Raw genomic sequence first — 15,496 nt, 5'->3', positions numbered from 1 at the left:
CCCCTGTAATCGCTGCATACTTATGCACTCAGGACCGAGCTGACGAGCAGTTGTGTGTAGGGATGGTGCGGATCATCCAGCACCCGATCGGTAAGGCCGGTTTCCACGATATGCCCACGCTGCATGACGGCGATCCGGTGCGCCAGCAGCCGGGCCACCGCGATATCGTGCGTCACCAGCACCACCGCGATCTTCAGCCGGGCGACCAGCGACCGGATCAGGTCCAGCAACCGCGCCTGCACCGAGACATCCAGCCCACCCGTCGGCTCATCCATGAACACCAGCCGCGGGTGCGTCACCAGGGTGCGGGCGATCTGCAACCGCTGCTGCATGCCGCCCGAGAATGTCCGCGGCAGGTCGTCGATTCGGCTGCCGTCGATCTCCACCTGCGCCAGCCAGTCCAGCGCCGCCGCCCTGATGTTCCCGTAATGCCGAGAGCCCTGTGCCATCAGGCGCTCACCGACATTGCCGCCGGCGCTGACGCCCATGCGCAGGTTCTGGCGAGGGTCCTGATGCACGAATCCCCAGTCGGACCGGTGCAGCGCGCGCAGCGCCGGGGCCGGCATGGCATGCACGTCATGCAGCCGGTCATCCGGGTCGCGATACGAGACAACGCCCCGATCCGGCCGCACGCGGCCCGACAGCACGTTCAGCAGCGTCGTCTTGCCGGAGCCCGATTCGCCGACGATCGCCAGCATCTCCCCCGGCCACAGGTCGATATCGACATCCGCCAGAGCGGTCACCGATCCGAAGGCCAGGCCGAGGCCGCGCCCCGACAGCAGCGTCGCGTCGCTCATTCCGCGGCCTCCTTCATCCCGTCGCTGCCGACATGGCCGGCCGCCCGGCGTTCAGCGCAGTAATCGGTATCGGAGCAGACGAACAGCCGGCCGCCGCGGTCGTCGGTGACGACCTCATCCAGATAGGAATGGGTCGATCCACACAGCCCGCACGCATGCGGCGCATTGATCGCGCGAAACGGATGATCCTCGAAATCCAGCGATCTCACCCGCGTCCACGGCGGGATCGCGTAGATCCGCTTCTCCCGTCCCGCGCCGAACAGTTGCAGTGCCGGCATCATGTCCATCTTCGGATTGTCGAAGGCAGGAATCGGGCTGGGCGACATCAGGTAGCGCTGGTTCACCATCACCGGATAGTCGTAGCTGATCGATATCTGACCGAAACGGGCGATATCCTCATACAGTTTCACGTGCATCAGCCCGTAATCCGCCAGCGCGTGCATCCGCAGCGTCTCCTGCCGGCTCGGCTCCAGGCGGAACAGCGGCTCCGGCTGCGGCACCTGGTAGACGATGATCTGGTCCTCCCGCAGCTGTCGTTCCGGAATGCGATGGCGAGTCTGGATCACCGTCGCCTCGGCGGTCGCGGTGGTTGTCCGCACGCCGGCGGTGCGGGCAAAGAAGCGTCGGATGGACACGGCGTTCGTCGTATCGTCCGCGCCCTGATCGATCACTTTCAGTGTGTCGCCCGAACCCAGGATCGACGCCGTCACCTGAATCCCGCCCGTTCCCCAGCCATAGGGCAACGGCATCTCCCGAGAGCCGAACGGCACCTGGTGCCCGGGGATCGCGACCGCCTTCAGCACGCAGCGGCGGATCATCCGTTTCGTCTGCTCATCGAGATAGGCGAAGTTGTAGCCTTTCATTCGGCGGCTTCCTTCTCCTGGCCCATCCGTTCCTGTTCCGCCCGCAGCCGCCGCACGTTCTGCAGCTCGCTCTGGAAATCCACATAATGCGGCAGTTTCAGATGCTCGACGAAGCCGGTCGCCTCGATATTGTCCGAATGGTACAGCACGAACTCGACGTTCTGTGCCGGCGCCGTGACATCCTCGCCCAGCTCCGCCGCGCGCATCGCCCGATCAACCAGTGCCATGGCCATGGCCTTGCGTTCACTGAATCCGAAGACCAGTCCGTAGCCGCGGGTGAATTGCGGCGGCATGGTCTTCGAGCCCTTGAACTGGTTCACCATCTGGCATTCGGTCAGCACGATGTCGCCGATATCGATGGCGAAACCAAGCTCAGGCGGGACGAATTCCACGGATACCTCGCCCATCCTGACCTCGCCGGCGAAGGGATGGGCGCCTCCATAACCGCGCTGGGTGGAGTAACCGAGGCCGAGGACGAAGCCTTCGTCGCCCCGAGCGAGAGCCTGCAGGCGGACGTCGCGGCCGGCCGGAAAGCGCAGAGGTTCGCGCGTCAGGTCCCCCGGCTCGTCGGCTGCGCCACCATCGCTTTCCATCAGGCCTTCCTGCCCCAGAATGTCCGGTACCCGCGGCATCACGCCGTCATCGGGTGCCGCGCGCGATGTCGTTGCGGCATCGCTCGGACCGAGCAATGAAAAATCCAGCAGCCGGTGCGTGTAGTCATGCGTCGGCCCCAGAACCTGGCCACCAGGCAGATCCTTGAAGATGGCCGATACCCGCCGGCAGATCGCCATCATCGTGGTATCGACAGGCTCCGAATAGCCGAAGCGGGGCAGGGTGGTGCGATAGGCTCGCAACAGGAACACCGCCTCGATCAGGTCGCCGGAGGTCTGTTTCACTGCGAGTGCCGCCAATTCGCGGTCGTACAGCGACCCTTCGGCCATCGCCCGATCGACCGCTCGCCCCAGTTGGGCTGCGATCTGCGTCACCGACAATTCCGGCACGCCCGGATCGCCCCGCCGCTCCTCCGCCAGCCAGGCATGGGCGGCGTCGATCGCCCTCTCGCCGCCCTTGACCGCTACGTATGCCATCAGGCGTCTCCCACTGTGATGCTGCGCGGCAATGCGGCAACCATGTCGCCGGCGCACAGGATCAGGTCGATGCCGCGGGGGAACAGCGCATGGTTCGCCGCCCAGCGCGCAGCGAAGTCAGCCGGTAGCCCGTCGACGTGGAATGTTGCCGGTTCCCGCAATCCGGGCCCTGCCAGGCGGAAGCCGGGGCCGGAGGACAGTGACTGCACTTCCAGGATCACGGTGGCCGATGCTTCCGGCATTTCATCGCTGCCAGCCGGCACGCTGGTCAGATCGGGCAGGGACAGCGCGAGCGCGAAGCCGGCGGCGTCGGCCGCCGTCATGGGCGCGCCGGTGTGGAACGTGATCCACGGCGCGGCTGCCTCGGCCCGCGGGTCCAGCCAGAGCGGCGTCTCGTGGTCCACCAGGGTCAGAAGCACGGCCGCCGCGGCCGGTGATAGCGGGTGGGGCGCTTCCAGAACAGGCACGCGACGCACCCGCCCGGGATGCGACAGCGCGTCCAGCACGGCGCGGAAGCAGGTCTGGGAGTCCGCGACCGGATCGGCGAAGCCGGGGGACAGGGAAGCGCTCATCCGCGTGTCGTCTGCATGGCGAAGAACTGGACCCGTGTACCGGCTGCCTTGGCGGCGCGATCGGCGCGTGCCGCCTCCTGCGCCGCGGCGAGCGGAGCGATCACATGACGTTCGACGGCCTCGGACCAGTCCGGATCCTGCATCAACGCATCCGCCAGGGCGGCGGCTTCAGCCTGCGGTCCATCCCGCCCAGCCACATAGGCGTGACCCACACACCCGGTCGCGGTGCGGATGGTGCAACGCGTGACCGTCATTTCGCCAAGATTGAAGGGACCGCCGCCGCCGCCGACCCGGCCGCGCACCATCACCAGCCCATCCTCCGGTCCGCGGATCACGGTATATGGCGGCAGGGTGCCGCAGGCGGCCAGTCCCTGGCGGATCGGCGCCGCGCCTGCTCTCGCGAGGATGGACATCCAGCGGCGGCGCGCCGGATCGGGATGGGCTGTCTCGGCTGTCATTGCAAACACCCGGTGCTGTGTAGATGTCTAGACGACTAAGCGTGCATCGGCGTATGGTCAACCGCGTTCTGGCAGCGCCGGATGGAGGAGTGGATGAAAAGTCTATGACGCCCGCGGATGACGTGCTGATCCATCCGGTCCAGCGCCAGGCCGGGGTGGCGCTGTGGCGCCAGATCGCCACCGCGCTGCGGGAGGATATCGCCAATGGTATCAGCCCGCCAGGAACGCAATTGGCAACCGAAGCAGAAATGTCCGCCCGCTTCGCCGTCAACCGCCACACGGTCCGTCGCGCGCTGGAGGAGTTGTCCCGCGATGGCCTGGTCCGCGTAGAGCAGGGCCGGGGCACGTTCGTTGCCGAGGATGTCCTGGACTATGCTGTCGAAGCGCGCACCCGGTTCTCGCAATGGATACGCCGCCATAACAAGGAACCGTCCGGGCGTGTGCTCCGCCTGCAGGAGATGGCGGCGGAGCAGCGGGTCGCGCGGGGTCTTGGCATGCGCGCGGGCAGCCGCGTGGTGCTGCTCGAACGGATCGGCTTCGCCGACGACCGCCCGGTCTCCCTGACCCGGCACTATTTCCCCGCGGCGCGGCTCAGGGGCATCGAGGAGGCGCTGCACGCCACCCCCTCGATCACCGAGGCACTTCGGAAAGCCGGCATCGACGACTACCTGCGTCAGCAGACCAGGGTGACCGCGCGAATGCCGACGCCCACCGAGGCGGATCTGCTGCGCATGGCGCGCAGTCGCCCGGTGCTGGTGACCGAAAGCGTGAACGTCGACCGCCTCGGCACGATCATCGAATTCTCCCTGGGTTGCTACCCCACGCCCCGCGTGCAAATCGTGTTCGAACCCTGAATCGTATTCGAACCCTGAAAGGTGCCGACGATGCGTGATCTTTCCCTGGCCGGCGGCACCGTTCTTCTGCCGCGGGACGGTCTTCAGCGCGTGGATGTGGCGGTGCGTGGCGGCCGTATCGACAGCGTTGGGGATGCCGGAGCCGGTTCAGCGCTGCTGGACGTATCGGGACTGCTGGTCCTGCCGGGCATTGTCGACCTCCACGGCGACGCGTTCGAGCGCCAGATCCAGCCGCGGCCCGGTGTCGATTTTCCCGTCGACCTCGCCTTGCGCGATACCGAGGCGCAACTGCTCGCCAACGGCATCACCACGGCCTTCCATGGCGTGACGCTGTCCTGGGAGCCGGGTCTGCGCAGCCTCGCGGCCTGGCGCGCCATCCTGGATGCACTCGCGGCGGGGCAATGGACATGCGACATGCGCGTGCATCTGCGATGGGAGGCCTACAACCTCGACGCGCTCGACACCGCCGTTGCCGATATCGAGGCCGGCCGTGTCCATCTCGTGGCGTTCAACGACCACACGCCGTCGATCCTCCGGAAACTGAATGACGCGGTCGAGGGTGCCAAATACGCCGGGCGCGCCGGCATGAAGATGGCCGCATTCAGGGCCTTGGCGGATTCCGTTGCCGCGCGCGCCGACGCGGTACCGGCTGGCCTGGATCGCATTGCCGCGGCGGCCACGGCCGCTGGTCTGCCCATGGCGAGCCACGACGACGACAGCGTCGAGGTCCGCAACGGTTTCCGTGCCCGTGGCGCCCGGATCTGTGAGTTCCCGATGGGCGAGTCCGTCGCCGAGGCCGCCGTCGCCGCCGGCGACTTCGTGGCAATGGGCTGTCCCAATGTGGTGCGCGGCGGATCGCATCTGGGCTGGGCCTCTGCCGCACGGCTGGCGGAAGCCGGGCTGTGCCGTGTGCTGACCTCGGACTACTACTATCCAGCGATGAGCCGAGCGGCTTTCATCCTGGCGGAGCGGGGGGTATTGGGCCTGGCGGAGGCCTGGGCCCTGATCTCGGAAAACCCCGCCAGGGCCGGCAATCTGCATGATCGCGGCGTCATCGAAGCCGACAAGCGCGCCGACCTCGTCGTTGTGGACCCGGTGGACGGCCGCCTGTTGGCGACCATCGTCGAGGGGCGCATCGCCCATCTGAATGCGGCGGCCAGCACGCGGATGTCCTGGCGATAGGGGACATCTGATCCGCGTCAAGGAACGTGGCGTCCGCCTTCCTCAAGTTTATTGCACTGCGGCACGGAACACGGCATGTGGTCCGGTCGTGACGGTTGATGGCGAGGCAGGCGTGGGATTTCGGTACATCATCGAACGAGTCATGTTCGCCAGCCGATGGCTGATGCTCCCGCTCTACCTCGGGCTGATCCTGTCGCTGGTCATGCTGGCATTCAAGTTCCTGCAGAAGCTGGTGTCGCTGGTGCCCGGCTATGTCGGGCTCGACTTCAACACCGCCATGGTGGACAGCTTGAAGCTCGTGGACATCACTCTGACCGGGAACCTGCTGCTGATGGTGATCCTGGCCGGCTACGAGAACTTCATCGCGCCCATGCGCCACCTGGGTGGTCTGGAGCAGCCGCAATGGATGGGCCACGTCGACTTCACCGACCTGAAGATGAAGCTGATCACCGCGATCATAGCGATTTCGGCGATCCAGCTTCTGGAGCGGTTCATGAATATCGGTGATCAGCCAGCGAACGACCTTCTGTGGTCGGTGATCCTCCATGTGACATTCCTGGTGTCGGGCCTGCTCCTGGCTCTGATGAACCGCATCAGCCATCCGCCGGAGCAATAGGAGGCACAGGGCAGTCTTGAAGCAGGATAGGGTCAACCTGACCCTATCCTGCTCTATCAACTCTTCGATTCAAGAGCGCGGGTCACGCCGCCTCGCCGCCGGCTTCAGGCGATCGCGCGCCAGCAGCCGGGGTTCGAGCCGGCGCCGGCGGGGCGACGCGGCGTTGCTGTCGGCCTTGGCTATGCGGGCAGGGGCGGATCGGCCGTCCGAACCGCCGCGACCAGTGTTTCGGTGGGGGCCAGGCGCGGCCCATCGCCGGTATCCACCGGCGGCACGATGGTGACTCTCCAACTGGCCAGTGTCCGTAGCGATGCCTGCGCGATCGGATGAGCCAGCAGCGGCGCGTTGAGAGACGGCGCGACGATGACCGGCGTCTGGCGGCCGATTGCCTCGGCCGCGACGGACAGCGCCAGTGAATCGGCGATCCCCTGTGCCAGCTTATTCAAGGAGTTAAAGCTGCACGGTGCGAACAGCAAGACGCCGAGCGGCGGGCGCGGACGGATCGCGCGATCAAAATAGGATTCCACGACCTGCACGCCGGGTGTGTCGGCCAACTCTCGGCCGGCGATGGTGCGGGCCGCATTCGGCGTCGGGATCACGATGACAGAGCTGTATCCCAGCCCGACAAGGCTGGTGAGGATTTCTGGCCCACGCGCCGCCGTGGTCGTGCCGCTGATCAGCAGATAAAGCGTCTCCAGACGGCCGGGCGGGCGTTCGGAAGGGATCGGGGGCGCTACCATGTTGTACCATCGGATCGGCACCCTGGGCGCGGGCGTCGCCTTCTCGGGCCGCTTTGCGCCAGGTGCCGGCCCATGCGGTCAGCGTGCGGTGCCTTTCCGGTTGACCGATACGCCTCGCTCATGACCGCGCCCTCCGCCTAGTGTCCCGCGTGGCTGCCGGAGAAGTCCGGCTCGTTCAGCCCCGATGCCTTCAACTGCGCCACCAGCGCCGCCTTCAGCCGCTCCAGTCCCGCTTGGGTCGTGGCCTCGGCGCGCGCGACCAGGACCGCCTGCGTGTTGGATGCGCGCAGCAGCCACCAGCCGTCATCGGTCAGCACCCGCACGCCGTCGGTCGGCGCCACGTTCGCACCCTCGGCGGCCAGGCGGGCAGCCACCTCCTCGATCACCGCGAATTTCCGGGAATCGTCGCAATCAAAACGGACTTCCGGCGTATTGATCACCACAGGCAGCGCGCCGCGGAATGCGGACACCTTGCCCGGCGTGCGGGCGATGATGCCCAGTGTACGAACAGCCGCGTACAAGGCGTCGTCGAAGCCATACCAGCGATCCGCGAAAAAGATATGGCCCGACATTTCGCCGGCGAGCGGGCTGCCGGTTTCGGCCATTTTCGACTTGATCAGCGAGTGGCCGGTCTTCCACATCAGCGGCGTCCCGCCGGCCTTGGCGATCTCATCGAACAGCACCTGACTGGCCTTCACGTCGGCAATGATGGTGGCGCCGGGCTTGGCCTTCAGGACGTCGCGGCTCAACAGAACCAGCAATTGGTCGCCGAACAGGATATGGCCCTGGTCGTCCACCAGGCCGATGCGGTCGGCGTCGCCGTCGAAGGCGATGCCGACATCCGCCTTGTGCGCGCTCACTGCCTCGATCAGCTGCGCCAGGTTTGCCGGGACGGTCGGGTCCGGATGGTGGGCCGGAAACGTGCCGTCGATCGCGCCGTTCAGGACGATGTGCTCACCGGGCAGGGTGGCGACCAGCTTCTTCAACACCTCACCGGCCGCGCCGTTGCCGTTATCCCACACCACCTTCAGCGCTCGATCACCGCCGTCCCAGTCCGCGTGCAGCCGGGCGACGTAGTCGTCGACGATGTCGATGGTCTTGTCCGATCCCTGCGCCTCCGGCACCACGTCCCCGGCGGCGGCCAGGTCGCCGATCTGACGGATCTGCGCGCCGAAGAACGGCTTGCGGCCCAGCATCATCTTGAAGCCGTTATAGTCCGGCGGGTTATGGCTACCGGTGACCATCACCGCACCATCGGTCTGCAGCTTGGTAGCGGTATAATACAGCATCGGCGTCGGGCCGCGGCCGATCCGCAGCGCCTCCAGCCCGCTGGCCTTCAGGCCATTCACCAGTGCCTGTTCCAGCGATGGGCTGGTCAGCCGCCCGTCGTAACCGACTGCCACGCGCTTGCCACCGCCTTTCACGACGATCGAACCGAATACCCGCCCGATCGCGAAGGCATCCGCCTCGTGCAGCGTGCGGCCGACGATACCGCGGATGTCGTATTCGCGCAGGACAGTCGGGTCGAAACGGTGGGAAAACGCCATGGAGACCCCTCTGTATCGTCAGACGTACTTCTTCAGGAACGCATGCACCGCCTGGGCCATATCCGGCCGCTTCAGTGCGAATGCGATCTGGGCTTCCAGAAACCCTACTTTGTCGCCGCAGTCAAAGCGCGTTCCCTGATAACGCAGACCGTGGAACGGCTGTTCGCCGATCAGGCGCGCCATGCCATCGGTCAGTTGCACTTCATTGCCCGCGCCGCGTTCCATCAGCGCCAGATATTTGATTACGTCCGGCATCAGGATGTAACGGCCGATGATCGACAGGTTGGATGGTGCCTTGTCGGGCGCCGGCTTCTCCACCAGGCCCTTGACCTCAACCAGCCGTCCATCATCGCGGCCGGTCTTCAGGATGCCATACCGGTTTGTGTGCTCGCGCGGAACCTCGGTGACCGCAACGATGTTGCCTCCGGTCTCGTAATAGGCTTCGGCGAGCTGTGCCAGGCACGGCGTCTCGGCCAGCACCAGATCGTCCGGCAGCAGGATGGCGAAAGGATCATCGCCGATGAAGGCTCGCGCGCACCAGATCGCGTGCCCGAGCCCATGTGGCACCTGCTGGCGGACGGTCAAAATGGAGCCGGGCTCGACCCGCGTACCCTCCAGCAGATCCAGCGCCTCGGTCTTGTTCCGCTCCCGCAGCGTGGCTTCCAGCTCATAGGCAATATCGAAATGTTCGACCAGCGCGGCCTTGCCACGGCCGGTGACCATGCAGAATTCATCGATCCCGGCGGCAAGCGCCTCCTCGATCGCGTATTGGATCAGGGGCTTGTCGACAACCGGCAGCATTTCCTTGGCGGTCGCCTTGGTGGCCGGCAGGAACCGCGTTCCAAGGCCGGCGACAGGAAGGACGGCCTTGCGCAATTTCTTGGTCACCCATTGTCTCCGTTTCTGAATCGAGTGAACGTCGGACTAGCCAATTTCGGGTTAGCCATTCGGATTCGGGTTAGCCACTGGGGCAGGCGGAAATATGGCGGCGCGGCGGTCTATGCGGCGTACAAAGGCGTGAGAGTGATAACACGATGCTGCGATGCCGCAGAGGCCATGGCCGCGTGTCGTTCAACCCAAAAGGACATCGCGCGCCTGGTTGATGCGTGTCGCCAGCCACGCCGATCCCCCCACATCCGGGTGTGCCCCGCGCATCAGGCGATGATGTGCCTCCCGCACCTCGGCTTCCCCGGCACCTGGCCGCAGGCCCAGAATATCGTACGCTTCCTGGCGTGACATCGCGCTGCCACCGGTGCGTGCCCGTGACCCGGAGCCCTGGGCGGAACCCTGGCCGGAACCCCGGGCGGAACCTTGGCCGGGGGCCGCCCCGCCCGGGCTTTGCGGGCCATGCTGTCCTGCTCCCGCGCGCCGGGCAAAGGATTGCATCCGGGCCGCCTGCACCTTCTGCCAGACCAGCGGCCCGAACATCACCAATGCGCCGACCGCCGCACCGCCGCGGCCGGTCAGGGTCAACATCAGGGCCAAAGTCAGCCCGCCCAGCGCCGCGATCCAGGCCAGCAATGCCTTGATCGAGCCCACCGACGCCCGCTCGAACGCGCGCAGGGCCGCGACCAGACTGAACAGGACCAGGGCGCCAAGCAACAACCAGATCATGAGGGCGTGTCCGTCGGAACCGTCCCGTCGATATGGCCCTGCGCCTGCACGACCGAAAGGGCGCTCAGGTTGACGATGCCCCGAGCGGTGACGCTGGGCACGACCACATGGATCGGCTTGGATATGCCCAGCAGAATGGGCCCGATCGGCAGCCCGTCCGCCGCCGCCTTCAGTACATTGAAGGAGATGTTGGCCGCGTCCAGCGTTGGCATGATCAGCAGGTTTGCCGTCCCAGTCAGCCGGCTATCCGCCACCGCCTGGTTGCGGATCGCCTCCACCAGCGCCGCGTCGGCGTGCATCTCGCCGTCTACTTCCAGATGTGGCGCCTTCTTGCGGATCATCGCCAGGGCGCGGCGCATCTTCCGCGCGGTGTCGCTGTCGCTGGCGCCGAAGCTGGAATGCGATACCAGGGCGGCCTTGGGTGTCAGCCCGAAACCGCGCACCGCCTCGGCGGCCAGCAGGGTCATTTCCGTGATCTGCTCTGCTGTCGGGTCGACCACCATGTAGGTGTCGCACATGAACAGCACGCCGGTCTGCAGGATCAGGCAGGACAGGGCGTAGACGCGGTCGACCTCCGGCCGGCGGGGAATGATCGGCAGGATATATTGGATCTGCCGCCACCAGGCGCCGGTGCCGCCGCAGATCGCCGCGTCCACCTGCCCGTCGTCCAGCAGCATCGCCGCCGCCACCGAGGGACGGGTGCGCATCCGCCGCGCCGCGGGGTCGGGCGGTGTGCCGCGTCGGCCGGCCAGCAGCTGATAGCGCGGGATCAGCGGTTCGAATACCGCGCTGTCACGGTCCGGATCGAGAACCCGCGTTGCCCCGTCCAGGTCCAGCCGCAGCCCCATCTCCTTGACCTTGGCTGCGATGACGTCGCGCCGGCCCAGCAGCACCGGGCGTGCGATGCCGTCATCCACCAGCGTTTGGGCGGCGCGCAGCACACGTTCGTCCTCGCCCTCGGCAAAGGCGATGCGCTTTGGCGCCCGCGCGGCGGCGGCGAAGACCGGACGCATCAGGTAGCCGGAGCGGAAGACGAACCGTTCCAGTTCCCGCTGATAGGCGCCGAAATCGGCGATCGGGCGGCGTGCGACGCCGCTGGCGATCGCGGCCCTGGCGACGGCGGGCGCGATCTCCAGGATCAACCGCGGATCGAAGGGCTTGGGGATGATATAATCGGGGCCGAAGACCGGTGCCGCTCCGCCATATGCGGCGGCGACCACCTCGCTTGCCTCGATGCGGGCGAGACGCGCGATCGCCTCGACCGCCGCGATCTTCATGTCCTCATTGATCGTCGAGGCACCGACATCCAGCGCGCCGCGGAAGATGAACGGGAAACACAGGACGTTGTTGACCTGGTTGGCATAGTCGCTGCGTCCCGTGGCGACGATCGCGTCGGGCCGGGCGGCGCGGACCAGGTCGGGGTCGATTTCCGGGTCGGGATTGGCCAGCGCGAGGATCAGCGGACGCTCCGCCAGCAGTGGCAGCCATTCCGGTTTCAGCACGCGGGGGGCGGACAGGCCCATGAAGATATCGGCCCCCGCCAGGACGTCGGCCAGCGTGCCCGCGTCGGTGTTTCGGGCGTAGCGCGCCATGTTCGGCAGCATGTTGGGCCGGTCGGACCGGATCACGCCATTGATGTCGGTCAGCGTCACGTTTTCCGGCCGCAGCCCCATCGAAACCAGCAGATCGACCGTGGCCAGCGCCGCCGCCCCCGCGCCCGAAGTCACCAGCCGGACGTCCGCGATGTCCTTTCCCTGCAGCAGCAATCCGTTGCGGACAGCGGCGGCCACCGTGATGGCGGTGCCGTGCTGGTCGTCGTGGAATACCGGAATGCCCATGCGCGCGCGCAACGCGTGCTCGATGGCAAAACATTCCGGCGCCTTGATATCTTCCAGGTTGATCGCGCCGAAGGTCGGTTCCAACGCAGCCACCACGTCGCAGAACCGGTCCGGATCGGCGGCGTCCACCTCGATATCGAACACGTCGATTCCGGCGAATTTCTTGAACAGGACGGCCTTGCCTTCCATCACCGGCTTGCCGGCCAGCGCACCGATATTGCCCAGGCCGAGGACCGCGGAGCCATTGGAGATCACGGCGACGAGGTTGCCGCGGGCGGTGTAATCGAAAGCGGCGCTGGGATCGGCCTTGATCGCCTCGCAGGCGGCGGCGACGCCGGGGGAATAGGCGAGCGACAGGTCGCGCTGCGTTGCCATGCGCTTGGTTGGCTCGATCGCCAGTTTTCCGGGCCGCGGCAGCCGATGATAGTCCAGCGCGGCCTTTCGGAAGTCGTCATCCATTCAGGTTTCCCCCAGCCGGGTCGTTGCCCGCTGTCATAGCCCAAGGGGTGGGACGGCGGGAGGGGCGTCATCGGAGCCGCCTGGCAGGTTGGCGCCGTCGAGGATGGATTTGGCCCCTGGCCGGCGCGGCGTGGGAGAACTCTGTCGGCGCCAAGGCGTAAAAAGAAAATACATCTTAATTATCGGGGTGATCTTGCGGTCAGAGAAAAAATATCCTCCTTTCTGACGGAATTTGCCCCTTTTACCAGGCCCTTCGTGGATGCATCTGCCCCACCTCAACCCGCCGGCCTTCGTCCCAGGCTCGGTCTGGCTGGTCGGCGCCGGCCCCGGCGATCCCGGTCTGCTGACACTGCATGCGGCATACGCGCTGAGCCAGGCCGACGTGGTGGTGCATGACGCACTGGTGCCGGCCGAGATCCTGGCCCTGGCCGGGCCCGCCCGGCTGGAACTGGCGGGCAAGCGCGCTGGCGGCATCCGCACCCAGCAGATGTACATCAATGCCCGGCTGATCCGCCTGGCACGCCAGGGACAGCGCGTGGTCCGGCTGAAGGGCGGCGATCCGCTGATTTTCGGCCGCGGCGGCGAGGAAGCCCTGGCGCTGGCCACGGCCGGCATTCCGTTCCGGATCGTGCCCGGAATCAGTGCCGGGATTGGCGGCACCGCGGCTGCCGGTATCCCGCTGACCCATCGCGGCCTCGCCCGCAGCGTGGCCTTCGCCACCGGCCATGATTCCAGCGGGGACCTGGCCGATGTCGACTGGACGGCGCTGTCCCGCGGGTCGGAGGTACTGGTCTTCTACATGGCCCAGAGGCGCATCGCGGCGATTGCCCGACGCCTGATCGACGCCGGGCGCGACCCTGACGATGCGATCGCGCTGATCAGCAACGCCACGCGGCCTGACCAGGAAGTCCGGATCACGACGCTGGCGGTGGTGGCCGAGACCGGCGCCGAGGTTCCGGCCGACGCGGCGACGTTGGTCGTCAGCGGACCAGTTCTGGCGCTGCGTCCGCTGCTGGCTGGCTGGCAGCAGACCGAGCCGATGAAAGTTACGGATAAAACCATGCCGCGGCGCGCGGTGGGTTGAGGAAGACATGATGAAAACCGCAGTTCTACTGCCCAGCTCGGCGCCGTTCGCCGCCGATCAGATCGACGCGCTGAATGGCGTGATCGGTGCCGCCTCGGCGGAGCAGCGCGCCTGGCTGTCCGGCTTTTTGGCGGGACTTCAGGCTGCCAACGATTCGCGCGCCGCTGCTCCGCCCGCCGCGCCGCCAGCGAAACGTGTCCCGCTGACCATCCTGTTCGGCACCGAATCCGGCAACGCCGAGGCACTGGCCAACCAGGCTCGCAAGGCCGCGTCGAAGCTGGGCTTCGCCCCCAAGGTGCAGGACATGGCGGACTTCACGCCGGCCCAGGCCGCCGGGGTCGAGAATCTGCTGATCGTTGCCGCCACCTGGGGCGAAGGTGATCCGCCGCAACGCGCCCAGGATTTCTATGAATCGCTGATGGCCAACGGCGCGCCGCGTTTCGAAAAGACGCGCTACGCGGTGCTGGCGCTTGGTGACCGCGCCTATGCCCAATTCTGCGAGATCGGGCGGCGGATCGATGAACGGCTCGCGGCGCTGGGCGGGGCGAGGATCGCGGATCGCATCGAATGCGATGTCGATTACGAGACGCCGGCGCAGGGCTGGATCGACCAGACCCTGCAGCGGCTCGGCGCCGAGGCGGGTGCGGCCGGGGATACCTCGGTCATCCATGTCGATTTCGTCCGTTCGGGCAGCGAGGCGGAGGCGGACCAGCCGACCCGCGCACGTCCCTTCGCCGCTGAAATCATCGAGCATGTCCGCCTGTCCGGCAGCCGCTCGACGTCGGACACCTATCATGTCGGCGTGTCGCTGGAAGGGTCTGGCATCACCTACGAGCCTGGTGACGCCCTGGGTGTCGTGCCGCGCAATGATCCGGCCTTGGTCGACGCCATTCTGGACACCGCCGGGCAGGGCGGCGACGCGGCGTTGCGAGAGACGCTGACGCAGCGGCTGGACATCACCACTCTGACCGCGCCGCAAGCCGAAACGTTCGCGCGGCTCACGGGCACCGAGGTTCCGCCAGCGGACTGGCTTGCCGGTCGGCAGGTGATCGACCTGCTGGAGCGTGCGCCGGGGAAGCTGTCGACGGAGCAATTGACGGCGCTGCTACGGCCGCTGACGCCCCGCTACTACTCGATCGCGTCCAGCCGCAAGGCCGTGGGCGAGGAAGCGCATCTGCTGGTCGGCGCGGTGCGGTACCGGTCGCATGACCGCGACCGGAGCGGCGTTGCCTCGGTGGACATCACGGAACGGTCGCGCGCAGGCGGCCATCTGCACGTCTTCCTGCGTCCGAACCCGCATTTCCGCTTGCCGGCGGAACCCGACCGCAAGGTGATCATGGTCGGACCCGGCACCGGCCTCGCCCCGTTTCGCGGTTTCCTGCAGGAACGCGAGGCGACGGGCGCCCAGGGCGCCAACTGGCTGCTGTTTGGGCATCGCAACTACACGCACGACTTCCTGTACCAGCTGGAAATCCAGGACTGGGTCAAGAGCGGCTTGCTGAGCCGGCTGGATGTCGCCTTTTCCCGCGACCAGCCCGAGAAGCGCTATGTCCAGCATGCGCTCTGGGACGCGCGGCGGGACCTGTATGCGTGGCTGAAGGACGGCGCGTCGCTGTACGTCTGTGGTGACGCCAATGCCATGGCAAGGGACGTGCATGCGGCATTGCTGCGCGTCCTGGCCGACCAGGGCAACCAGGATGAGGACGCGGCCAAGGCCGAACTCGATGCGATCCGCCGCGATGGGCGGTATCTGCGCGACGTGTATTGAGGGTTCTGACGATGGA

Annotated in this window: 15 protein-coding genes; 5 read left to right on the top strand and 10 right to left on the bottom strand. The window is 66.8% G+C overall.

All coding sequences use genetic code 11. The features are described 5' to 3' along the window. Positions 1–20: 20 nt before the first annotated feature. The 5 genes from phnK to phnG are packed head-to-tail and all read right to left on the bottom strand — an operon-like array spanning position 21 to position 3,778. Positions 21–797 (bottom strand): phosphonate C-P lyase system protein PhnK, encoded by a 777-nt coding sequence (gene phnK / locus VHC04_RS00340; protein ID WP_325676755.1) that lies wholly within the window; start codon positions 795–797, stop codon positions 21–23. Beyond that, positions 794–1,660, bottom strand: a complete 867-nt coding sequence (locus VHC04_RS00335; protein ID WP_325676753.1) for an alpha-D-ribose 1-methylphosphonate 5-phosphate C-P-lyase PhnJ — start codon at positions 1,658–1,660, stop codon at positions 794–796. Before VHC04_RS00335 ends, phnK begins: the two co-directional genes overlap by 4 nt. Next, a complete protein-coding gene (locus tag VHC04_RS00330) occupies positions 1,657–2,748 on the bottom strand; it encodes a carbon-phosphorus lyase complex subunit PhnI (protein WP_325676751.1) in 1,092 nt (363 codons plus the stop codon). Before VHC04_RS00330 ends, VHC04_RS00335 begins: the two co-directional genes overlap by 4 nt. Then, the gene (phnH, locus tag VHC04_RS00325) at positions 2,748–3,320 is read right to left on the bottom strand and encodes a phosphonate C-P lyase system protein PhnH (RefSeq protein ID WP_325676749.1); all 573 of its coding nucleotides are present in this window, start codon (positions 3,318–3,320) and stop codon (positions 2,748–2,750) included. Before phnH ends, VHC04_RS00330 begins: the two co-directional genes overlap by 1 nt. Next, positions 3,317–3,778 carry a phosphonate C-P lyase system protein PhnG gene (gene phnG, locus VHC04_RS00320; protein WP_325676747.1) on the bottom strand — a complete coding sequence of 154 codons (462 nt, stop codon included), beginning with the start codon at positions 3,776–3,778 and terminating at the stop codon, positions 3,317–3,319. The genes phnH and phnG overlap by 4 nt, the downstream gene beginning before the upstream one ends. Positions 3,779–3,882: 104 nt before the next feature. Between phnG and phnF the strand changes: the two genes are divergently transcribed. The 3 genes from phnF to VHC04_RS00305 are packed head-to-tail and all read left to right on the top strand — an operon-like array spanning position 3,883 to position 6,430. Next, positions 3,883–4,632: a phosphonate metabolism transcriptional regulator PhnF gene (gene phnF, locus VHC04_RS00315; RefSeq protein ID WP_325676746.1), complete on the top strand. Its 750-nt coding sequence runs from the start codon at positions 3,883–3,885 to the stop codon at positions 4,630–4,632. Positions 4,633–4,662: 30 nt separating this feature from the next. After that, entirely contained in the window at positions 4,663–5,814 is a 1,152-nt protein-coding gene (locus tag VHC04_RS00310; protein WP_325676744.1) for an alpha-D-ribose 1-methylphosphonate 5-triphosphate diphosphatase, read from the top strand. Further along, a complete protein-coding gene (locus tag VHC04_RS00305) occupies positions 5,780–6,430 on the top strand; it encodes a TIGR00645 family protein (RefSeq protein ID WP_408903760.1) in 651 nt (216 codons plus the stop codon). Before VHC04_RS00310 ends, VHC04_RS00305 begins: the two co-directional genes overlap by 35 nt. 179 nt (positions 6,431–6,609) lie before the next feature. Here the strand turns inward: VHC04_RS00305 and VHC04_RS00300 are convergent, their stop codons facing one another. From VHC04_RS00300 to VHC04_RS00280, 5 genes are all read right to left on the bottom strand, one after another. After that, positions 6,610–7,170 carry a flavoprotein gene (locus VHC04_RS00300; protein ID WP_325676740.1) on the bottom strand — a complete coding sequence of 187 codons (561 nt, stop codon included), beginning with the start codon at positions 7,168–7,170 and terminating at the stop codon, positions 6,610–6,612. Positions 7,171–7,307: 137 nt separating this feature from the next. Continuing rightward, positions 7,308–8,717, bottom strand: a complete 1,410-nt coding sequence (gene pgmG / locus VHC04_RS00295) for a phosphoglucomutase/phosphomannomutase PgmG (RefSeq protein ID WP_325676738.1) — start codon at positions 8,715–8,717, stop codon at positions 7,308–7,310. Positions 8,718–8,735: 18 nt separating this feature from the next. Beyond that, a complete protein-coding gene (gene galU, locus VHC04_RS00290; protein ID WP_325676736.1) occupies positions 8,736–9,605 on the bottom strand; it encodes a UTP--glucose-1-phosphate uridylyltransferase GalU in 870 nt (289 codons plus the stop codon). A 183-nt stretch (positions 9,606–9,788) separates the two neighbouring features. Continuing rightward, positions 9,789–10,331 carry a hypothetical protein gene (locus tag VHC04_RS00285; RefSeq protein WP_325676734.1) on the bottom strand — a complete coding sequence of 181 codons (543 nt, stop codon included), beginning with the start codon at positions 10,329–10,331 and terminating at the stop codon, positions 9,789–9,791. After that, entirely contained in the window at positions 10,328–12,628 is a 2,301-nt protein-coding gene (locus VHC04_RS00280; RefSeq protein ID WP_325676732.1) for an NADP-dependent malic enzyme, read from the bottom strand. The genes VHC04_RS00285 and VHC04_RS00280 overlap by 4 nt, the downstream gene beginning before the upstream one ends. A gap of 259 nt (positions 12,629–12,887) precedes the next feature. Between VHC04_RS00280 and cobA the strand changes: the two genes are divergently transcribed. Together cobA and VHC04_RS00270 are read left to right on the top strand one after the other, a co-directional pair. Next, on the top strand, positions 12,888–13,712 hold the full coding sequence (gene cobA, locus VHC04_RS00275) for a uroporphyrinogen-III C-methyltransferase (RefSeq protein ID WP_325676730.1): 825 nt from the start codon (positions 12,888–12,890) through the stop codon (positions 13,710–13,712). 10 nt (positions 13,713–13,722) lie between these two features. Then, the gene (locus VHC04_RS00270; RefSeq protein WP_325676728.1) at positions 13,723–15,480 is read left to right on the top strand and encodes a diflavin oxidoreductase; all 1,758 of its coding nucleotides are present in this window, start codon (positions 13,723–13,725) and stop codon (positions 15,478–15,480) included. The last annotated feature ends 16 nt before the right edge of the window (positions 15,481–15,496 follow it).

It is taken from the genome of Rhodopila sp., assembly GCF_035548095.1.
Classification (GTDB): Bacteria; Pseudomonadota; Alphaproteobacteria; order Acetobacterales; family Acetobacteraceae; genus Rhodopila.
Note: the sequence above shows the minus strand (reverse complement) of the source record. Positions and strands in the feature narration are given on the sequence as shown.